The sequence below is a fragment of the Sphingomonas sp. LR55 genome (assembly GCF_036856015.1).
Lineage (GTDB): Bacteria > Pseudomonadota > Alphaproteobacteria > Sphingomonadales > Sphingomonadaceae > Sphingomonas.
Window position 1 is genome coordinate 732775 of sequence record NZ_JASPFO010000001.1, and the last position, 20456, is coordinate 753230.

The 20456-nt window shown below is 66.3% G+C and carries 20 protein-coding genes and 4 pseudogenes; 12 read left to right on the plus strand and 12 right to left on the minus strand.

Annotation, left to right across the window (positions count from 1 at the left end; genetic code table 11):
- Positions 1-156: 156 nt before the first annotated feature.
- Together QP181_RS03575 and QP181_RS03580 are read left to right on the plus strand one after the other, a co-directional pair.
- Positions 157-834 carry a response regulator transcription factor gene (locus QP181_RS03575; RefSeq protein ID WP_333927615.1) on the plus strand — a complete coding sequence of 226 codons (678 nt, stop codon included), beginning with the start codon at positions 157-159 and terminating at the stop codon, positions 832-834.
- 381 nt (positions 835-1215) lie between these two features.
- A pseudogene (locus QP181_RS03580) lies at positions 1216-1443 on the plus strand (sensor histidine kinase); the annotation flags it as partial.
- A 121-nt stretch (positions 1444-1564) separates the two neighbouring features.
- Here QP181_RS03580 and QP181_RS03585 read toward each other — a convergent pair.
- Positions 1565-1780, minus strand: a complete 216-nt coding sequence (locus QP181_RS03585; RefSeq protein WP_333927616.1) for a hypothetical protein — start codon at positions 1778-1780, stop codon at positions 1565-1567.
- Between the two features lie 84 nt (positions 1781-1864).
- Here QP181_RS03585 and QP181_RS03590 point away from each other — a divergent pair, with 84 nt between their 5' ends.
- A complete protein-coding gene (locus QP181_RS03590) occupies positions 1865-2170 on the plus strand; it encodes a sensor histidine kinase (protein ID WP_333927617.1) in 306 nt (101 codons plus the stop codon).
- 118 nt (positions 2171-2288) lie between these two features.
- Complete coding sequence (locus tag QP181_RS03595; RefSeq protein ID WP_333927618.1) at positions 2289-2945, plus strand: Dps family protein; 657 nt, start codon at positions 2289-2291, stop codon at positions 2943-2945.
- A 108-nt stretch (positions 2946-3053) separates the two neighbouring features.
- On the opposite strand, the gene QP181_RS03600 is transcribed toward QP181_RS03595, so the two are convergent.
- The 7 genes and pseudogenes from QP181_RS03600 to QP181_RS03630 all read right to left on the minus strand — a co-directional run bounded on the left by QP181_RS03600 (position 3054) and on the right by QP181_RS03630 (position 8266).
- On the minus strand, positions 3054-3308 hold the full coding sequence (locus tag QP181_RS03600; protein ID WP_333927619.1) for a phosphatase PAP2 family protein: 255 nt from the start codon (positions 3306-3308) through the stop codon (positions 3054-3056).
- 280 nt (positions 3309-3588) lie between these two features.
- On the minus strand, positions 3589-4215 hold the full coding sequence (locus QP181_RS03605; protein ID WP_333927620.1) for a class I SAM-dependent methyltransferase: 627 nt from the start codon (positions 4213-4215) through the stop codon (positions 3589-3591).
- 171 nt (positions 4216-4386) lie between these two features.
- Positions 4387-4869, minus strand: a complete 483-nt coding sequence (locus tag QP181_RS03610) for a hypothetical protein (RefSeq protein WP_333927621.1) — start codon at positions 4867-4869, stop codon at positions 4387-4389.
- Positions 4866-5645, minus strand: a complete 780-nt coding sequence (locus QP181_RS03615; RefSeq protein WP_333927622.1) for an SDR family NAD(P)-dependent oxidoreductase — start codon at positions 5643-5645, stop codon at positions 4866-4868. The genes QP181_RS03610 and QP181_RS03615 overlap by 4 nt, the downstream gene beginning before the upstream one ends.
- Positions 5632-6132 (minus strand): iron-containing redox enzyme family protein, encoded by a 501-nt coding sequence (locus QP181_RS03620; protein WP_333929538.1) that lies wholly within the window; start codon positions 6130-6132, stop codon positions 5632-5634. The genes QP181_RS03615 and QP181_RS03620 overlap by 14 nt, the downstream gene beginning before the upstream one ends.
- Positions 6133-6391: 259 nt before the next feature.
- Positions 6392-7735, minus strand: a pseudogene (locus tag QP181_RS03625) (AMP-binding protein); the annotation flags it as partial.
- A pseudogene (locus QP181_RS03630) lies at positions 7732-8266 on the minus strand (thermostable hemolysin). The pseudogenes QP181_RS03625 and QP181_RS03630, both read right to left, overlap by 4 nt.
- 272 nt (positions 8267-8538) lie before the next feature.
- Between QP181_RS03630 and QP181_RS03635 the strand changes: the two are divergent.
- From QP181_RS03635 to QP181_RS03665, 7 genes are all read left to right on the plus strand, one after another.
- Positions 8539-9108 carry a DUF3833 family protein gene (locus QP181_RS03635; protein WP_333927623.1) on the plus strand — a complete coding sequence of 190 codons (570 nt, stop codon included), beginning with the start codon at positions 8539-8541 and terminating at the stop codon, positions 9106-9108.
- Entirely contained in the window at positions 9105-9797 is a 693-nt protein-coding gene (locus QP181_RS03640) for a VIT1/CCC1 transporter family protein (RefSeq protein ID WP_333927624.1), read from the plus strand. Before QP181_RS03635 ends, QP181_RS03640 begins: the two co-directional genes overlap by 4 nt.
- A 55-nt stretch (positions 9798-9852) precedes the next feature.
- Positions 9853-10338 carry a hypothetical protein gene (locus QP181_RS03645; protein WP_333927625.1) on the plus strand — a complete coding sequence of 162 codons (486 nt, stop codon included), beginning with the start codon at positions 9853-9855 and terminating at the stop codon, positions 10336-10338.
- Positions 10339-10721: 383 nt separating this feature from the next.
- The gene (locus tag QP181_RS03650) at positions 10722-11210 is read left to right on the plus strand and encodes an RNA polymerase sigma factor (protein ID WP_333929539.1); all 489 of its coding nucleotides are present in this window, start codon (positions 10722-10724) and stop codon (positions 11208-11210) included.
- Positions 11211-11279: 69 nt separating this feature from the next.
- On the plus strand, positions 11280-11885 hold the full coding sequence (locus QP181_RS03655; RefSeq protein ID WP_333927626.1) for a FecR family protein: 606 nt from the start codon (positions 11280-11282) through the stop codon (positions 11883-11885).
- A 25-nt stretch (positions 11886-11910) separates the two neighbouring features.
- Complete coding sequence (locus tag QP181_RS03660) at positions 11911-12246, plus strand: FecR family protein (RefSeq protein ID WP_333927627.1); 336 nt, start codon at positions 11911-11913, stop codon at positions 12244-12246.
- Positions 12149-14497 carry a TonB-dependent receptor gene (locus QP181_RS03665; RefSeq protein ID WP_333927628.1) on the plus strand — a complete coding sequence of 783 codons (2349 nt, stop codon included), beginning with the start codon at positions 12149-12151 and terminating at the stop codon, positions 14495-14497. Before QP181_RS03660 ends, QP181_RS03665 begins: the two co-directional genes overlap by 98 nt.
- Positions 14498-14752: 255 nt before the next feature.
- Here QP181_RS03665 and QP181_RS03670 read toward each other — a convergent pair whose 3' ends face one another.
- Both QP181_RS03670 and QP181_RS03675 read right to left on the minus strand, forming a co-directional pair.
- On the minus strand, positions 14753-16252 hold the full coding sequence (locus QP181_RS03670; RefSeq protein WP_333927629.1) for an MFS transporter: 1500 nt from the start codon (positions 16250-16252) through the stop codon (positions 14753-14755).
- 152 nt (positions 16253-16404) lie between these two features.
- A complete protein-coding gene (locus tag QP181_RS03675; RefSeq protein WP_056059962.1) occupies positions 16405-16815 on the minus strand; it encodes a MarR family winged helix-turn-helix transcriptional regulator in 411 nt (136 codons plus the stop codon).
- 73 nt (positions 16816-16888) lie between these two features.
- On the opposite strand from QP181_RS03675, the pseudogene QP181_RS03680 reads away from it, so the two are divergent.
- A pseudogene (locus tag QP181_RS03680) lies at positions 16889-18681 on the plus strand (chloride channel protein).
- Here QP181_RS03680 and QP181_RS03685 read toward each other — a convergent pair.
- Together QP181_RS03685 and QP181_RS03690 are read right to left on the minus strand one after the other, a co-directional pair.
- Complete coding sequence (locus QP181_RS03685) at positions 18658-19410, minus strand: hypothetical protein (RefSeq protein WP_197983150.1); 753 nt, start codon at positions 19408-19410, stop codon at positions 18658-18660. The pseudogene QP181_RS03680 and the gene QP181_RS03685 sit on opposite strands and share 24 nt — an antisense overlap.
- 53 nt (positions 19411-19463) lie before the next feature.
- Positions 19464-20456 carry a lysylphosphatidylglycerol synthase domain-containing protein gene (locus QP181_RS03690; protein ID WP_333927630.1) on the minus strand — a complete coding sequence of 331 codons (993 nt, stop codon included), beginning with the start codon at positions 20454-20456 and terminating at the stop codon, positions 19464-19466.

Here is a 20456-nt window from a genome sequence, read left to right on the forward strand (position 1 = left end):
GGGCCAAGGCAACAATCCGCATTACGTGATTCTCCAAGGACATACCCTTGGAAAAATCGGTAGCTGAGGGGTCGGCGGTGCGTCGATTAAATCCGCGTTCAGAGTCTGAACTGCAATTCAATTGACGGCGCGTCTCCCGGCCTGCGAACTGGTCGCATGACGCATATCCTGCTCATCGAGGACGATGCCGGCACGGCGCACGAGATCACGCTCGAGTTGGCGGCGAACGGCTATGCAGTGACGCACCACGCCTTGCTGGCGGATGGTTTCCTCGCGGCGCAGGGGGACGGCGTCGACCTGCTGATAGTCGATCGGCAACTGCCCGACGGGGAAGGGCTCGACCTGATCGCGCGGTTGCGGGCCGAGGGCCGGCGGACGCCAGCGCTGGTGCTCAGCGCGCTCGGCAGTCTCGACGACCGGGTGCGGGGATTGCGCGCGGGGGGCGACGACTATCTCCCCAAGCCGTTCGCGCTGGTCGAACTGATCGCGCGGGTCGAGGCGTTGCTGCGACGGCCCAACGAGACACGCGACACGCGGCTGATCGTCGGCCCGCTCGATCTCGACCTGCTGGCAGGAACCGCAACCCGGTCGGGGCGGGCGCTGGACCTGTTGCCACGCGAGCTGAAGCTGCTCGACTATCTGGTGCGCCGCCCCGACCGGATCGTCACGCGGTCGATGCTGTTGCGCGACGTCTGGGGCTATACCTTCGAGCCCAACAGCAACGTCGTCGACGTCCATATGGGCCGCCTCCGCCGCAAGGTCGATGGCGAGGGCGAACCGCAACTGATCCGCAACGTCCGCGGGCAGGGTTATGTGTTCGATGTCCCGGTCTAACCCCGCGCACGCGCGACATGGCGGTGGGGCGGGGCGATCGCGGCTTTGCTGATCGTCCAGTCGCTGGTCGTCGCGGGGCTGTTCTGGGTGCTGGCGAACGGCAGTCACCGACGGATGACCGAGCGCGGGTTTGCGCGCGATTGTCGCGATCTGGCTTCACTGGCGCCGCCGAGGCGGCAGTCGGCCGTCCGGGCGATGCTGACGCGCGATATCCACCGCGATCGCTTCCTCGCGCTGTTTGGCGCCGATGGTACGCTGATCGAGGGCAATATCGCGCGCCTGCCGGTGTCGGTGATTACGCGAGGATCGGTGATCGCCGACGTCGAGACCACCGAACTGCCGGGCAAGACCCGCGATACCGCGCGGCTGGTCGTGTGCGCGATGCCCGACGGATCGCGGCTGGTGACCGGTGTCGATCTTGACGATGCGGAGGAGGCGCTGCGGGTGGTCGAGCGGTCGCTCGCAATCGCGCTGATCCCCGCGATCCTGCTGGCGATCGGGTTCGGACTCGCCGCCGGTCGGCGCGCGGCGCGCCAGGTCGATGCGGTGCGCAAACTGACCGCGCGGATCGTCGCGGGCGATCTGGCGGAGCGCCTGCCGGTCGGGCCCGATCCCGACAGCTTCGGGCTGCTCTGCGCGCATATCAACGCAATGCTCGACCGGCTTCAGCTGCTCGTCACCGAGGTGCGCGGCGTCGGCGACGACATCGCGCACCAGTTGCGTACGCCGCTTACCCGCCTGCGCGCGCGTCGAACGCGGGCTGCGCGAGGAAGACACGCGTGCGCAGTTCGAGGCGGTCGGCGATGCCGCGCTGGCCGAGGTCGACACGCTGCTCGGGATCGTCGCGGCGCTGCTGCGGATCCGCGAGCTCGAGGATCACGCGCGCCGCAGTCGCTTTGCCACGGTCGACCTCGCGCGGCTCGCAGAGGATGCATGCGAGCTTCATCGTCCGACCGCGGAGGATCGCGGGATCGAGCTGACCTGCGAGATCGCCACGACCGCCTCGGTCGAAGGCGATGCGAGCCTGCTCATGGAAGCGGTTTCGAACCTGATCGACAACGCGATGAAGTTCGGACCCCCGCACGGTCGCGTCCGGTTGTCGTTGCGGCAGGAGGGCGAGCGCGTGGTCGTCACCGTGGCCGACGACGGGCCGGGCGTACCGATCGCCGAGCGCTCGCTGGTCACGCAACGTTTCTACCGCGGCCGGCAGGATTGCGAGGGCGCCGGGCTCGGGCTCAGCCTGGTCAAGGCGATCGCCGACCTGCATGGCTTCACGTTGCGGTTCGCCGAGGGCGGCAGCGCAGTCTCGCTGGTCGGACGCGTACATCAAGACTGAACCCGAATTTAGACAACCAGGGTGCCGATCGCACGTTCAATCCTCGACGAAACGACGCGTAACGAGATGGGGAATTCGTCCTGCATCCGCCGCCGTTCCTCGCTCGAAAGGACGATCTATGCGGTATATTCTCTTGGCTACGGCTTCGCTTCTGCTCGCCTCCCCCGCGCTGGCACAGACCCAGTCGCAGACCGGCCCGTTCCCACTCAACAGCGTCACCGACCGGGTCCATTCGGGACCGCAAGCCGGCGATCTGCGCAACTCGATCGAGGCGCTGCAGCAGGCGCTGACCGAATTGCAGCAGCTCCAGCTGCAGACCAAGCAGGCGCACTGGAACGTCTCGGGTACGTTGTTCTACCCGCTCCACGAACTGCTTCAGGAGCATTACGAAGGCGTTGCCAAATACGCTGACGAAGTCGCCGAGCGCTTGCAGAGCGTGGGCGTCTCGTCCGACGGACGCGCCAACACGATCATCCGGACCAGCCGCATCCCCGAATTCCCGGGCGGTTTCGTCGACGACGGCAAAGTGATCCAGTGGTTTGCGCAATATTACCGCGTTACCAGCGACGAGCTGGGGCAGGGCATCAAGGCGACCAACGATACCGATCCGACCACAGGCAACCTGCTGCAGGAAGTACAGCACGCGATCGACAAGTATCAGTGGCAGATGCGTGCAATGATCCAGTCGACGCCCACCGATCCCAATACGGGTGCTGACCTCAACAACGGTCGCACGCTTGCCCCCGCCGGAACGCCGAGCGCGCCGATCAACTAAGGAGAGGGCGAGCGTTGGCGTGGTGCAGTCCCGTGGGGAGGCATCACGCCGATGGGCGATCCGGTGCGCAATCGTGCAACCTGACCTACCGCGTCAAAAGCGCATGACTCAGAACCGCATGGCGACGTCGATCCCGCCGCCGCCAGAGCCCGCCCACGGCGTCAGGCGGACGCGGTCGTCGTGGCGCGAGGTCAGCAGGAAACCGCTGGCGCTGCCGATCACCGCGCCGGCAAGGACGTCGTGGACATAATGCTTGTCGGCCCGGACCCGTGCGACGCCAACAAACGAGGCAACCAGCAACGCGGGCAATCCCGCTTCCCAGCCGTAGCGTTTCTCGAGCGATGCCGCCGCGGCGAACGACACCGAGGTGTGGCCGGAGGGAAAGCTTTATCGTCGCTACGATCCGGGCGGCGCTCATGGATCAGTTCCTTTAACGCGAATGTCGTGCCGCCAGCGACGAGCATGCTGGCACCCGCGTCCAGATCGCCGCGCCAGTCACCCTGAACAGCGGGCACGCCGAGGGCGGCACCGACGAGCAGGTCACGGCCGATATCGCTGGCATCTGCCCAGCCTTTTGGACCGGCGGTGGCGGGGGCGGCCCACGCCACCGGCACGAGTACCAGCAATGCGATAATCTTGACCTTCATTCCGCCAGGGTCCCTTTTTGCGGTGATTTATCGAAAGTTCCGATCATGCCCGCCACGCCAAACCCCGCCTTAACCGTGGTGATCTCGGCGGTCGGTCCGAGCATGCTCATCAAGTCCGCGACGGTGAGCAGCCGGTGCGTGCTGCTGCGTCCGATCCCGGTGCGGCGCAAAGATTCTGCGGTTGTCGCATAGACTGCGAGCCGTCCGCCGGGACGCAGCACGCGCATCAGTTCGGCAAAGACCGGGCGATCGTCGTGCCAGAAATAGGCGACGTTGGATGCTAGGATGCGGTCGACGCACTCATCGGGCATCGGGATGTCGGTGAACGGCGCATGGTAGAAAACCGCGCCGGGGTTACGCCGGCGGGCGGTGTCGATCATGTCCTGCGAATGATCGAGGCCATAAACCCGTCCTGCTCCCGCTGCCGTCGTCAGCGCGGGGATTGCGTCGCCGGTACCACAGCCGAAATCGAGAACGCTATCGCCGCGTCGGACATCGAGCGCCGCGATCGCGAGGCGCGTCGGCCGACGGTTGGCGACGCGCATCGCATGCCCGACCAGCCGACCGCCCACGCCGCTAGGGTTCTCAAGCTGCCGCGCGAGGGTAGCGGCGAGCGGGTTCACGCCGCCTTGAGCTTTGCGTTGATCTTGCCGAGCAGCGCCCGCATTTCCGCACGACGTCCTGCGTCCCAGACTGGGCGGACCGTGTTCGCCGGCGCTTGCAACCCGCGCAGGACATATTGCTTGGCCTGGGCGGGATGCCCCTCGTCGTTGAGGAAGTCGGCATAGAAGAAGTTATTGTCGAGACCGTTCGGGTCCTGCTTCAGCGCCGCCTCGAGCAGCGCGCGCTTTCGCCGTGCTGCCGAAGCCGATCGGGAAGCCGGGGACGCGGTAATAGAGGACGCCGAGGCTCATCTTGACGCCGCCATCGGCGATGTTCGGATCGATCCCTTGCGCCTTTTCGAGGATGTCGCGCGCCGATCGGGCGAGACCGAGTTGTTTGAGGACGCTGGCGCGCGCAGCCTCTTCGCTGACGACTATCCCCTGCCACAACAGGGGCTCTGCCCGGCCAGGATAGCGTGCGGACACCTGCGCGGCTTGGCCGGCGAGCGCATCGAGCTGGCGATATTGCTCGTTCCGGTCGGCAACCTGATAGCGGATATGCGCCCACTGATCGTTGATACGGCGCACCGCGGCGTCCATCGCCGGGTTGTTGCTAGCGTTGGCGGCACCCGCAAAGGTGAGCGCGGCGAAAGCGAGAGCGTAACGGACGGTCATGATAGGGCTCCTGAAGGATTGTCCTGAAATAGGCCGCGCGCGGTCAGCACCTGTCCCGCGAGACCGCGATCGACGACGCCCGGCAGCATCGCGTTGAGCTGCGTGAAGACGCGCTCGGGCAGCCCGATCGACACGTCGCGCTCGCGCCGCTCGATCGCGCGGAAGATGCGGTCGGCGACGGTGGCGGGATCGTCCGCGGTCATCTTGGTCAGCGTCATGAAACGCTCGATCGTCGCGGTGTTGAAGCCGGTCCTGACCGCGCGGGGCGCGACGTGCGTGACCGCGATCCCGCGCCCACCGAGTTCGCGGCGCAATGCCTGGCTCAGACCCTTCAGCCCTGCCTTCGCGCTCGAATAGGCGGTGAAATAGGGGTAGGGGACCGCGCCCATCACCGAGCCGATGTTGACGATCTGGCCATCGCCGCGCGCGATCATCTGCGGCACGACTGCGCCTGCCAGGACCGCGGGTGCTACGAGGTTGACCGCATAGCCGAGCGCGATCCGGCTTACGCCTTGCTGTTCGAACGGTCCGAAATACTGGAGCCCCGCGACGTTGGCGAGAATGTCCACATTGCGCTCGGCGAGCGTGCGGGCGAGGTCGGCCAGCGCCTTAGGATCGGCGAGATCGGCGACGAGATGATCATCGCAGTCTCTCGACGCGACGCGATCGATCCCCGTGACGTGTGCACCGCGCGTGCGTAGTCGGGCCGCGAGCAGGCCGCCGAGCCCGCCGGCCGCACCGGTCAGCACGATATGGCGGCCTTCAAGCCGGGACACGCGTCGCCTCCAGCTCGATCCCGGCGAACAGCGCGCCGAACAGTCGGAACATGGCGTTGGCCATGTCGATAATCGCGCGCTGGTCTTCGGGATCGTCGATCCGGTTCATCAGCTTTTCGAAAAACACCATGTGGTCCTGGTCGAGCGCACCATGCGAGGTCAGGTAATGAAACGCGTCGTCGGGCAGCCCGAGCGACGCCTGCACCGCGCCGGCGCCGTGGCTCGCCATCGCGATGCTGGTGCCCTCCAGGACATAGACCATGCCAAAGAACGCGGCGGGGTTGCCCGTGCGGATCGTCTCGTACGCATGTTCTACCATGGCGCGCGTGGCAGGAGAGGGGGCTTTGCTCGCTGCCATGCTGTCGCCCCCAGCCGCTTCGATGTCTTCCAGGATCCAGAATTCGTGACCGGTCTCTTCCTCGATATACTCGTCGAGTGCGGCGACCAGGACAGGTCGGTGCGAAAGCCGAGCCCGTGCTTCCTGCATGAGCGGCACGGTGTGGCGGACGTGATGGAACGCTTGCGTCAGATACGCGATGTAATCCGCGCGTGATCCGTCCGGTCATCCCGGCGACGAGTTGCGGGGTCATCGCAAACCGCGCTTGTGCCTCTCGGGTGTCGGCAACGAGGCGGTTAAAGAAGGGCAGCTCTGATGGCGCGTGATCCATGGGAATCTCCTGGGCGGGATAGGCGGTGTCGATCGCGGCGCGGCGGAGGCGGCCGTTGCCGGTGAGAAGTCCCGTCGCGGGGGTGAATGGCGGGACGACCTGCCAGTCCGCGATGTGCGCGTAGGCAGGGAGCGCTTCGTTGGCGGCGGCAACTGCGGCCTCGACGTCCGCGGTCGGTGATGACGGAACGAGCAGCGCGTCGATCGTCGCGCGCCCGTCGCCGCGCACCATCGCCTGGAAGATGGCGGGTTGGCGCGTCAGTATCCCCTCGACCCATTCGGGGGCGATGTTGCGACCGTGGCTGGTAACGATGAGCGCCGACTTGCGCCCCTCGATCCAAAGCCGGCCGGCATCGTCGATCCGTCCCAGATCGCCGGTCGCGAGCAGGCCGGGAGCGCGCGGTGCGCCGACGGTGCCGAGAAAAAGCGGCCCGTCGATCAGGATTTCGCCGTCGTCGGCCAGGTGCAGGATATTGGCACCGATGCTCCTGCCGACGCTGCCGCGCGATGACGGATCGCCGTCGTCGAGTGAAACGACCGAGGCGCATTCGGTGAGGCCATAGCCCTGACGTACGGGCAATCCGAGGTCCGCCGCGGCGTCGAGCAGCAGGGGATCAACCCGCGCACCGCCGACCGCCACGAGTGTCAGTCGTGGCAGCCGGATACCGGTCGCACGCATCACCGCGACGAGGCCGCCGAGATATTCCGGCACAAGTATCAGCGACGTGATTGCCTCACGATCGATCGTGCCGAGGATCGCCATGACGTCCGGGCGGAACGGATCGGCCATGCCGACCGCAGACTGCGGCAGCGCGACATAGGTCCCGCCTGCCAGCATCGTCGCATGCAGGCCAGCGACGGTCTCTAGCAGGATGCCCTGCGGCAATATCGGCAAATGCCGCCCCGCATGATGCACGCCGAGCGTATCGACCACCGCCTGCGCGACGCCGAAGAGATGGTCGCGCGACAGGCAGATGCCCTTCGGATCGCCGGTCGACCCCGAGGTGAAGGTGATGCGGGCCGTACCCTGGGGCAGGATGCGAGCGGACCTGCTCCGACAATCCTCCCTAACATGCAGCGAGGGCTGCGCGCCAAGTGACAGCATTACCGGCCCCGAAAGCAGCATCTCCGCGCCCGCTGCGTCGAGCGCGTGATCGGTCTGGGCGCGCGTGAAGAACGGCGGAAGCGGGATCGTTGCTATGCCCGCTTCGAGGAGAGCGAGATCGAGGATGCATTCGTCAATACCGTGATCGAGCTGGATCGCGACCGGGCGGCCATGGGCGAACCGCCCCGCCAAGTTCTCGACCAACAGCGCAAGCACGCGTGCGAGCGTGGCCCAGGTCATCGGCGCGGCGCCGTCTATCGCGATCGCATCGGGACGGCGTTCGGCATGGCCGAGGATCGCGTCGAGTAACCGCGTCATGCGCGCACACTCCGGTCGAGCCGCGCGCGACACGCGGCGATGTCGCCCGCACACACGACCGGATCGGTCTGGTAATAACGCCCCCAGGTCTCGCCTGCCGCGCCGAGCGCGTCGATCCGTGCGGGGGCGAGTTCGATCAACTCGAGACCCAGGCGCGCGAACATCGACCGCAACGGCCGGGTCAGTACGGCGACCGCGACATCCGCCTGACCGGCGAGTGCCGCTGCCGCCTCGTGCCACAGAGTTATCGTCGCGCCGGGACGCTGCGAGGCATGGTCGCCGAGCTCGACGACCCGCGCGGGGTACCGGTCGCCCGAACCGTTCGGTCAACAGCACCTCGATTGGGCGGTCGAGATACCCCTCAAGAAACAGGGTGCCGGCTTCGGCAAGTCGATAGCCGAGGGTCGCTTGCGGCAAATCAGGCGCACCGACAGTCAGGTAGGTCGGATAATCGCTCGCAGGGATGGCCCCGTGTACGGCGGCGTAACGGTCATGGATCAGCGCGATCAGCGCGGCGTCGTGCATATGCATCCTCCCAGATGCAGATGGGACGCCGCCCTCACGTCACGACCTCAGTCCACGCTGACAAAAAACATCAGTTAACGACGATTTGACGTCGGCAAACGGGGACAATCGACGATTTAGTCCTCCTTTCAAAGAAGCCGGAGGAATAAATGATACTCATTATCAGCTTTCAGCGCGTAGATCGGTCCCATGAACTTGAGTTTAGGGAACGGGTGGTGGCGCAAGGGTCGTCGATAGCTTAGATATTGGCACTGAGCATAGTATCGGACGTTGCAATCGTGCCGTTCGACCACACCGCGCTCCTGCCGAAAGCCCCTGCGATGATGCCGTTCTTGACCTCGAGGCCAGCCGTCGCGATAGCGTTCGCCGTGCTCGTCTCGGCCTGTGCGGGCGCTCCACCCGTAGCCAACACCTCCGGTGCCGCGCCGCGCTTCGTCGCAGAGCGTTTCTTCGCAGGCCGCCTCGATGGCGTCGGCACGCTCAAGATCGTGCTGCACGCGCCGATCACGACGCACGTGATCAGCATCGGTCGTGTCGACGCCGACGGGATCCTGCTGCTCGACCAGCACATCGAACAGCAGGGTAAGCCCGCACGCGATCGGCAGTGGCGGATCCGGCCGCTCGGCAACGGCCGTTATAAGGGCACGCTGACCGACGCCTCCGGCCCGGTAACTGGGGAGGTCGAGGGCAATCGGCTGCACCTCGGCTTTTCGATGAAGGGCGGCATGCGCGTCGATCAGTGGCTGAGGCTGTCGTCCGATGGGCAGGTGGCGCAGAACCATCTCATCGTCCGCAAGTTGGGCGTTACCGTCGCGACGCTAGAGGAAACCATTAGGAAGTTGCCATGAGCGTCCATAGCGAACGCCATCTCGTCTCGCGGACCGGCTGGTTGCGCGCGGCGGTGCTCGGCGCGAACGACGGGATCGTCTCGACCGCAAGCCTGATCGCGGGCGTCGCCGCGTCGGGTGCGACCACCGGCGCGGTGATTGTCGCGGGGTCGGCAGCGATGGTTGCGGGCGCGATGTCGATGGCGGCGGGCGAATATGTCTCGGTCAGTTCGCAGGCGGATAGCGAAGCCGCCGACCTTGCGCGCGAACATGCCGAACTCGCCAGCGACTGGGCGCACGAGCATGACGAACTGGCGCAGATCTATGTAGGGCGCGGGCTTGATCCGACGCTCGCGCATCAGGTCGCGGAGCAGTTGATGGCGCATGACGCGATCGGCGCCCACGCGCGTGATGAGCTCGGCATCTCCGAAATCGTCATGGCGCGCCCGGTCCAGGCGGCGTTCGCCTCGGCGATCAGCTTCGTCACCGGCGCGGTCGTGCCGCTCGCGGTCGCGGCCCTCGCCCCGGCGCCGCACCGGCTGGTCGTGGTGATCGGCCCGACGCTGGTCTGTCTTGCGATCCTCGGCGTGGTAGGCGCGAGGGCAGGGGGCGCCCGCCCGTTCCGCCCTGCGGTCCGCGTGCTGCTCTGGGGTGCGGCAGCGATGGCGGCGACCGCCGGGATCGGGCATCTCGTCGGCACTGCGGTATGAACGTCATGCCCTATGCCGAGGCCAGCCACCGGAGTCCGCGATGAAAGCCCAGACGATGCGCCGTATCCGCCAGTATCATTTCTATTTGGGCATGTTCTTCGCGCCCGCGATCTTATTGTTCGCGCTGAGCGGTGCGCTCCAGACATTCCGCCTGCAGGAGGCGAAGGGCTATGGCGGCACGCCGCCCGGCTGGATCGTCTGGATGGCCAGCGTGCACAAGGACCAGTCGCTGCCGCGCGAGAAACGCGGCGGGCCTCGCACTTTAACGCCGTCGGCACCGCGCGCCGGGGCGGCGTCGGGACCTTCCACCGAGATGTCGTCGGGATCGCCGTCCGGCCCCGCAAAGCGCGGGGAGGATCGACCGTTCGCACGCATCTCGCCGCTGCCCCTGAAGATCTTCGTCGTGCTGATGTCGATCGGGCTGCTGGCGTCGGCGATCCTCGGCATCGTCATCGCGCTCACCAATCGGACGATGCGCCGGACGTCGGTGATCGTTCTCGTGGCGGGAGCAGTGTTGCCGCTTCTGCTCCTGCTGGCCTGAAACGCTGGCGATCGGCCGTCAGCGTCTTGCCAGGATCAGGTGCGGTTCGGGTCGGATACTGCGATGGGCGCGGTGCATCAGCCAGCCCTTGCGCACGCCGTCGACACCGCGATATCCGCCGGCTCTCCACGCAGCCGCGCGCCGTCCGGCAACGCAATGATCCGCCGGACCGTTCGACCGGCGGGCGGCGTGATATCGTTTTCAAATATTTCGAAGGCGACTTCCTGTTCGGACGAGGGCAGTATGCCACGAGATTGCCAATGCCGGGCGCCGGGATGACGTGCAACGATTGCTCGCCAAGGTGAATGCCAGGCTCGGCGCCTGAAACGCGGAGCCATGTCGTAGCCGACGCCGATCCGATCCCGCCCGCCGGCTTGTCCGCGGTGCTCACGGCGAACCGCCCGCAACTCGTCCGGTTCTTCACCGGACGAACGGGAAGCGTCGCGGAGGCCGAAGACGTGGTGCAGGAAATATGGCTGCACATCGCCGAGCCCATGACGGGCCCGATCGCGAACCCGCTCGCCTATCTGCACCGCGTCGGCATGAACATCGTGCTTGACCGGGTACGGGCCGGCGAGCGGCGCCGCCGACGCGACGCGGGCTATGTCGAGGTGACGACGTCGGTCATGGCCGCGGAGGCGATCGACGATGCGCCCTCCGCTTTCGACGCGGCCATGGGGCGTGAGCGGCTCGACCGGCTCGTCGCTGCTCTGTCGGGGCCGCCCGAAGGCGCGATGCGTGTTTTCCGACGGCACCGCATCGATGGCGCCTCGCATTCGGAGATCGCCGCCGAACTGGGCATATCCCGTAGCGCGGTGGAAAAACACGTCGCGGTCGCGCTCCGGCACCTCAGAAAGGCGCTCGATGATTGATCGAGGCAAGCAACTGCGGTGCGCGATGCGCGGCGGCGTCTATCATTCGGGCGGGGAAAGGAGGGCGGCATGACGGACATACGCACGGCGATCGACGACGCGGCGTCCTGGCACGCCTGCCTTGATTCGCCGGAGATGGACTGGGAGGCGTTCGGCGCCTGGCTCGACGCCGACCCGTCGCATCGCCGCGCCTATGACAGCATCGCGCTGCTCGACGCCGAGATCGGCGAGGCCGCGCCCGCGATTGCAGCTGCGATGCCCGCGAACGACGACATGGTCGCCGAGACGCCCGCGCCGACACGATCGCCGCGCTGGCGTTGGGCTGCGCTCGGCAGTGGCGGCGCGCTTGCGGCAGGCCTCGCGGTGCTGCTCGCCGTCCCGTCGGCCGATACGGCGGGACAGCTTTACACGACCGGTCGCGGCGAAACCCAAGCGGTTACGCTCGCCGATGGCAGCCGCATGCAGATCGACCGCGGGTCTCGCGTGTCGGTCAGCGGCGGGACGAGCCCAGTGATCGAGATTGCGGACGGGGCGGCGAGTTTCGCGGTGCGCCATGACCCCTCGCGCCTGCTGATAGTGCGCGCCGGCGGTTATGAAATACGCGATATCGGCACGCGGTTCGACGTCGTTAGCGCGCGGGCGCGTAGCGGTCACCGTCGCGGAGGGTGCGGTTGACGTCACGCCGATCGGCGGGTCATCGGTGGACACGACGATGCTGCACGCCGGACAAAGCCTGGACATCACGCCGTCGAAGCAGATCGCCGAGCGCCGCACCGTCGATCCTGCACGCGTCTCGGACTGGACCGATGGACGACTCGATTACGATGGCGCACCGCTGGCGCTGGTTGCGGCCGACATATCGCGGTATGCCGACGCCCCGCTGATGGTCGATCCGTCCGCGGCGAACCTGCGTTTTTCCGGGGTATTGACGATTGGTGATGGATCACGGCTCGTCGATCAGCTTCGCGCGGTGCTGCCGATACGCGCTCGTCGCGACGGCGGCGTGGTGTATCTGGACGCCGCCGGCTCACGCTGAGCAGGTCGAAGCTAAGGGCGGGCGGCCGGGGCTGACGATCGCGGCCGGTACGCTGCGATCGGCGCTCGACGCTCTCGCACGGCAGAGCGGCATATCGATCGGGATGGCGGGATCGCTTCCCGACCTGCGTGTCCGGCGCATCGATCGCGCGCGTGATGTCGGCGATGCATTGCGGCAGATGCTTGCCCGCAGCGGGCTGCGTGCCGTCAGGGTCGACGCGACCACGTGGCGGATAGAGGCGGTTCCGCGGAGTCCCTCGCGTCCGCCTCGGCGCCGCGCGCCGCCGCCCGACCTCGCCAGCGGTGACATCATCGTCACCGCCAGCAAGCGCGACGAACGCCTCTCCGATCTACCCGCCTCAATCAGCATTGCGGGCGGGCAGGTGCTCGACCGTCTGGCCGGGCGGCGTGGGCTGGTCGACGTGATGGCAAGCACCGACAGCGCGTTCTCCACCAATCTGGGGCCCGGTCGCGACCGCATCTTCCTGCGCGGGGTCGCCGACAGCGCATTCAACGGCACAAGCCAGTCGCTGGTCAGCCTGTATCTCGACGACGTGCGGATCGGCTATGCCGCGCCCGATCCCGATCTGCGGCTCGTTGATGTCGACCGTGTCGAGGTGCTGCGTGGTCCGCAGGGTACGCTGTACGGCACCGGTGCGCTGGGCGGCGTCGTCCGCATCGTCACGGTCGCGCCCGATCTCGATCGCATCACCGGTAGCGCCGCAATCGAGGGAACGGGCGTCGCCAACGGTTCGCTCGGCGGTGCGGTCGAAGGCATCGTCAACGTGCCGATCCTGCCCGGCACGCTGGCCCTGCGCGCCTCTGGCTGGAGCGAGACGATGCCCGGCTGGATCGACGACATCGGGCGCAACCGCCGAGACGTCAATCGGACACGCCGGATCGGCGGTCGGGCGGCGTTGCGCTGGGCGTTCGGCGACTGGCACGCGACGCTTGGCGGCATCGCGCAGCGGATCGATGCGCGCGACAGCCAATATGCGACCGATGGCCTGTCGCGCGCGACCCGGATCGCCGAGCCGCAGGACAATGACTTCACTGCGGCAACGCTCACCCTCCAGGGGCCGATCGGCAAGCTCGACGCACAGGCGACGACCGCATTCGTCGACCAAGAATTTGGCAGTACCTATGATGCCAGCGTGTTGGCGTCCTCGCTCGGCCTGACGGCGCCGCTGGCCTATATTGAGGATCGCTCGGCGCAACTCCTGTCGCAAGAGATCCGCGTCAGCGATCTGACCGCGCGCCATCCGTGGATCGTCGGTGCGACGATCCTGCATTCGACCAGCCGACTCGACGGCCGGTACTTCTCCACCGGCGGATCCCCTGCGGTGACCGCGCGGCGCGACGAAGAAGATGTGATCGACGCCGCTGTGTTCGCCGAGGGCACCCAGCAATTGACGCAGACGCTCGATTTCAAGTTTGGTCTGCGCGCGTTTTCGACCATCAGCCATCTCGAACAGGTCGACCCCGAACGCGAACGCGCGGCGCGGGTCGGCGTCACGCCCAGCGCGACACTCAGCTGGCATCGCGACGATCTCGGTCTCGTGTGGCTGCGCTATGCTAGCGCGGTCCGTCCGGCGGGCGTCAGTCGCACCGCGCCGATCGCCGACCGCCGCATCCCCGGCGACGAGTTGCAGAGCCTCGAACTGGGGTGGCGGATCCGCGTGGGCGGGGATGTTCTAGCGCTACACGGAGCAGTCTTCGGCTCGGTCTGGGAGCATTTGCGCAGCGATACCGTTGGCGCGGACGGCCTGCTCGGGACGGTCGATGCGGGTAACGCGAACAATTACGGGCTCGAACTAGGGGGCCGGCTGGACCTAGCGCCGGTCGCAATCGACTTTAGCATGACGCTGCAGCGCGCGCGCCTGACCTCAACCTCGTCGGTTGCAACGGTCGATGACGATGATCGCCGGCTGCCCGTAGTACCTGATATATCTGCGAGGCTCGCTGCCTCGAGAAACTTTGACGTGCGCGGGCTGCCTGCTCAAGTCTATGCAGCCGCTCGTTATATCGGTCGGACCCGACTGAGCTTCGATCCGTTGCTGGACCGTCCGGCAGGCCGCTATGCGACGATCGATGCCGGTAGCTCGATCGATATGGGCGCACGGCGCTGGTCGGTCGACGTCACCAATCTGCTCGACAGCCGTGGCAACAGCTTCGGCTTCGGCAACCCTTTACTCTCGGCAGCACGATGCAGACCGTGCCCGTGCGTCCGCGGACGATCACGCTGCGGTTAGCGATTGGGCTTTGAAATGACGTAGCTGCTTACAGGGGGGCAGCTGGAACCGCTTCTCCGCCTATATGAACGAACGGCCGAAGTAGAGCAGTCGCAGGCAGGCCGGGAATGACCGGTTATGGGTCTCTGTAGTTGGTATAACCCGGTTTTAGGTTTGGCAGTTCGAAGACGCTAACCACGAATGCGCTGGTTAAGTCTGAGGTCGTCAGACGCCGTCATTTGCTTCACGCAGCGAATTGTACATTTAGATCGCTGACTAGATAACGTCGACATCTCGTCCTTTCGTTTCGCGACCCAGCCACGCCACGAGCACGAGAGAGGCGGCCGTCGGTACCAGAACTAAGCCCGCTACCGTCGCCAGCGGCGGGACCGCGCCCGCGATCGCGAGCCCTTGTGCGCCCAGGCCACCGGCTTTGGAACAGGCCGCCACCCATCCCGTGGCGCGCCCCCGAATGCGCGCCGGGAAGCTCTCAGCGACGTAGGGCAACAAGATGGCGATGATGGCGTTCACGCCGACGATCAGTGCGGCGACCGGCAGTACGGGGCTGACGATGCCGGACTGCCGCTCGACCCACAATACTCCGATGAGTCCCAAGGCGAGCATCGCGATGGCCGCGACGAGCGCACCCTTGCTGCTCCAGCGGCTGTAGAGCAGCGCCGCGACGAAGATCGTGGGGACCGCGATCAGCGAGGCCTTGGCGAGCAGTCCGCTAGCCACGCCGACGCTATAACCGCGAGCGACGAGGTCGGCGGGCAGCCACAGCAATAGGCCGAAATTCGCGCAGCCCCAGGCCAGCGCGGCGATGCTGAAGGCGACGAGTGCTCCAGCGTTGCGCAGGGTCGGCCGTGCCGCAACGTCCGCCCCATCATTCGACAGCGCGTCCTGCCTCGTCACGCGCCCGCCACCGAAGCGCGCGAGCACCATCTCCGCCTCGTGCGTGCGCCCCTGAACGACCAGGAACCGTGGCGATTCCGGTATCAGCCGACCAAGAAGGATCAGCAGCAGTCCGGTCGGCAGATTGGCCAGCCACAGGATCCTCCAGCCGAAGATCGGTTGGAGGAGCGCCGACAGGCCACTGGCAGCGAAATAGCCTCCCGCCGCGCCCAGGCCGCCGATGAGCACGAGGCTCCAGCCGCGGTGTCGGTTCGGCATCATCTCCGCAAGCAGCGCATAGGTGACCGGCAGCATCCCGCCGGCGGCCGCGCCCATCATGAAACACATGGCGATGTTCCAGGCGAGGCTCGGCATCGCGCCGCAGATCGACGTGCCGACGAACATCACCGCCGAGAGCAGGATCGACGCCTTGCGCCCGTATATGTCCGCAACGAAGCCCCACAGGATCGATCCCGCGACCGTCCCCGACAGCGCTGCAAACGGCACCAGCGAGGCGGTGGCACGCGACACGCCATATTCGCTCGTCATGCCCGACAGGGTGAAGCCAAGCGCGGCGGGCTTCATGACGTCGATCACCAACGCCACGATCAGTGCGCCCATCATGACCCAGTGCGATGCGCGCAACGGTGCATCCTGCAGCCCGGTGACGGTCATATGCGTCAATTGCCGCCGCAACCGCATCGCATCGCCCGGCAGCAACCCATAGGCGGCGAGGCCGGTCCCGCCGACGATCAGCGCCATGCCGATCAGCATGCCGACGTCCATCGGCATGCCGGCCATCCGGTAGCCCATGCTGCGGGCCATCAGGAACATCGGCAGATGAAGCGCGACCCCGATCGTCACCGCGATACAGCCGACCACGAAGGCCCAAAGACCCCGCCTACCGGTCACCATCGTTCGAATTCCCCCTCGTTACCCAGCGCTTCTTTGCGCAACAGCCAGCCATCCGCGTTTGCGTTACCTGGCATTTTAGATCGCGTTACGACAGAACCTTCCCGGCCGATATCGATGTTTCACCCAAATCGATCGAGCATCTCCGTAAGCATGGGGCGGAGGCGGGCGATCTCGTCGCGGTGGACCGACGACAGGCCCGCGAGCATGGTTTCTCCCTCGGGTGTCAGGCGCAGGAGCGAGCGGCGCTTGTCGCCATCGGAATTATAGCGGACGACGAGGTTCGACGCCTCCAACCGGTCGATCAGTCCCGAGGCACTGTGCGGCTTGAGGACGAGCCGCGTCGCGACATAGCCGATCGTGATGTCGTCGACCGGCGCGGCCCGGATCGCGAGCAGCGCCTGATGCTGTTGCGGCGCAAGCCCAGCCGCCGCCGCCGCAGTCTCACTGAAGGTCGTGAACAGCCGCAGCGCATGGCGAAAATCCGCCAGTGCCTGGTAATCGGCGTCATTCAATGCGTCCGTATCACTCATCGCAATCTGCCCGTGTTGATATATATCGCACTACGATATAATAGCCTGCCTTCCTCGGAGGCGAAAGACTCTCATCATGATCGCAGCGGTACGAGCAATCGAAAACCACCAGCTCGCGGACCATAGCGCCGACCGGCGGATGCTGATGCTGGCGGCGATGGCGATCGTCGTCGGGACCGGCGGGGCGCTTGCGGCATGGATGCTCATCAAACTCATCGCGCTCGCGACCAACCTCTTCTGGTTCGGTCGACTTTCCACGCGGTCAGCCGCAATCGTCGACACGCTCGTCGGGCCGTGGATGGTCGCCATTCCCGTTATTGGCGGTCTCATCATCGGCCTGATGGCGCGCTACGGCTCCGACAAGATCCGGGGGCATGGCATACCCGAGGCGATCGAGACGATCCTGTTCGGCGAAAGCCGGATGTCGGCCAAGGTCGCTCTGCTCAAGCCGCTATCCGCCGCGGTATCTATCGGCAGTGGCGGGCCGTTCGGGGCGGAAGGGCCGATCATCATGACCGGCGGGTCGATCGGATCGCTGTTCGCGCAACGCTTCCACATGAGTGCCGCCGAGCGCAAGACACTGCTCGTCGCGGGCGCGGCGGCGGGCATGACCGCGATCTTCGGAACTCCGCTCGCGGCAATCCTGCTGGCGATCGAGGTGCTGCTGTTCGAATGGAAGCCGCGCAGTTTCGTACCGGTCGTGGTCGCCGTCCTGGTCGCGTTCGCGTGGCGGCCGGTGCTGCTCGACGGCGGTGCGATGTTCCCGTTCCCGAGCACGACCCCGTCCGGCGCCTGGCCGCTCGCGATGGCCGCAGGAGTAGGCCTCGTCACCGGCGTGCTGGCAGCGGCGCTGTCGGTCGCGCTGTATGCGGTTGAGGACGCGTTTCATCGCCTGCCGGTGCATTGGATGTGGTGGCCTGCAATCGGCGGGGTCGTCGTCGGACTTGGCGGACTGGTCGACGCGCATGTCCTGGGGGCCGGCTATCCCAATATCCAGGCGCTACTCGACGGGTCCCTCGCGGTGCGTGTCATCCTCGCGCTGCTGGTCGTAAAGGCGGTCGTCTGGCTGGTTGCCCTGGGATCGGGAACGTCGGGCGGCATCCTCGCGCCGTTGCTGATCCTTGGTGGCGCCGCGGGCGCGCTGACCGGGCAGGTCCTGCCCGGCGGTCCTGGGTTCTGGGCGATGATTGGCATGGCCGGGATCATGAGCGGGGCGATGCGGGCGCCGATCACCGGGGCGCTGTTCGCGGCCGAACTGACGCGGCATTTCGATGCCTTGCCGCTGACCATTGCAGCGGCAGCGGCGGCCTATGCGGTCAGCGTATTGCTGATGCGGCGGTCGATCCTGACCGAGAAGATCGCACGCCGCGGCCGGCATATCCTGCAGGAATATAGCGTCGATCCGCTCGACCTGATGCAGGCGGACCAGTTGATGTCACGCGCGCCCGCGACGCTGCCGGGTTCGATGACGACCGCAGACGCGGCGATTTTTTCGCGGATCGCGCCGAACATCGGAGCTATCCGGTCGTCGACGATGCGGGTCGCATACTTGGCCTCGTGTCGCGGACCGACGCGTTGCGCTGGCGGACTATGCAACCGGGCACCGACGTATCGCTGACCGAGACCTTGTCGGACGCTTCGCTGCTCGTCGCGTATCCCGATACGCCGATCGGAGTCGTGGCCGACATGATGGTCGAATCCGGTGTCGGACGCGTGCCGATCGTCGCGCGCGATACGCGACAGGTTGTCGGCATCCTCTCGCGACAGGATCTGCTCAAGGCTCGCCGGACCCAACGGCAGTCTGAAACCGGCCGGGCCAGCGCTCGTAAAACCAGCCAGATGTCAGAACTCGCGAATGACGCGTAAGCCGACCCTTGGGCGGAACGGACCAGTCGCGCTCCGTTCGGTACCCGCGCCGATCTGCGCCGACACCTTCTGCCCGATCGCGCGGTGCAACTGCGGCATCAGCAGCCAATACCGGCTCGCCCCCGTCTGGCGGTTCACTTCGAAGCCAAGCACGGTGTCTGGACCGACGTCCCAGAACGTCGTGTGATTGACGATCAGCCCGGTACCCTTCGTGCTCTTGAGCGTCACGTCGCCCGCGCCGACCATCGTCATCGTACTCAGTCGCTCGCCGAAGCGATTGCCGAGCAGGTACAACAGGCTGCTCGACCAGCCGCCGTCACGGCGGTTGTGGAGTCCCAGATACTGGACACCGTGGATGCTGCGGCCGCCGCGGAACGTGCCGAATGTGCCTTGCAGGCCGATCTTGTAATCGGTCGGGCGACTATTGGTGAACGGCAGTTCGATCTCGACCGCGAAGCCGTCGGCAACGGCGTATTCGACTTCCGGTGCCCATTCGACATGCCGGCCGGGGCCGCTGAGATTGACCTGCGCGAGCGCGTTGACTTCGAGTTCGCCGCGACGGGCGCCAAGCGGGCGCACCATGTCGAAGATCATCGGTTCGGGAATGGCGGGGATCGCAGCGGACGTCGCGCCCGGAATTGACGTTGGTATCGCCGATTGCGCGTCCGCGCCAGTGGCGACGACTACGCCGAGGACGACCGATGCGCAGAACAGGGCGCGAATGGACATGTGAGGGTTCCGATAGACCGAGCAGATGGACACGCCCTCATCGCGTCTCCGACTTACGCGGACCTTACACGTGCGCCGCGTAGCTCATGGATGCCGAACAGCAGCATGCCGATCGCCAGCGGGATCAGGTAATAGACCACGCGATAGGCGAGCAATGCGGCGAACAGGCTTGCGCGGTCGATATCGGGCAGGCTGACGAGCATCACCGCCTCGAACACGCCGACCCCGCCGGGCGCGTGCGTAATGAGACCGGTGACGATCGCGACGAGATACCCGAGCAGCAGGGCGGGAAAAAGCGTTGCCTCCGCATCTCGCAGCAGCACGAACAACGCGGTGGCTGCCAAAACGATGTCGACACTCGCCAGCATGATCTGAGCGAGCGCCTGCGACACGCTGGGCAGCGGTATGGAGCGGCCGAATAGGACGAGCGTCCGTCCTGCGCGACGTTTCAGTCCAACCAGAACCGCAGCGAGAATGGCAAAGCTCGACCCGCCGATCGCAGCGTGCACTGGATAGGACAGCGCTACGCCGGCGACAGCCACCGTCCCTGGCTGGACGATCAGTCCGAACCCCAGCAATAGCAGGACGCCGGACCAGAAGGTTACGCCAGTCAGAACCATGATATGCGCTACTTCGCCGATCGTCAGGCCCGCCGGCTGGTAGATCCGCAATCGCGCGGTGCCGCCGGTCAGCAGCGCGAACCCAAAATTGTGGCTGAAGACATAGCTGGTGAACGACGCGAGTGCGGCGCGCGTATAGCGGACGCGCTTCCCGACGATCCGCAGCGCGACCACGTCATATCCGGTCAGTACCCCGTAGCTGATCGCGGTCACGACAGCGGCGGCGAACAGGCGTGGCCAATTGATCCGCGACAAGGCCGTGCGGATGTCGCTCCCATTGACGCCGTCCAGCAGGTGCGACAACGCCGACACGGCGATGCCGACGATCGCGAGCATCGCCACCACGGCAACGCCGGTACGAACCGACCGCGAGGAGGTAGCGCGACGCAACCCCGACCATGCCGGACCACGCCACCGTGCGATCAC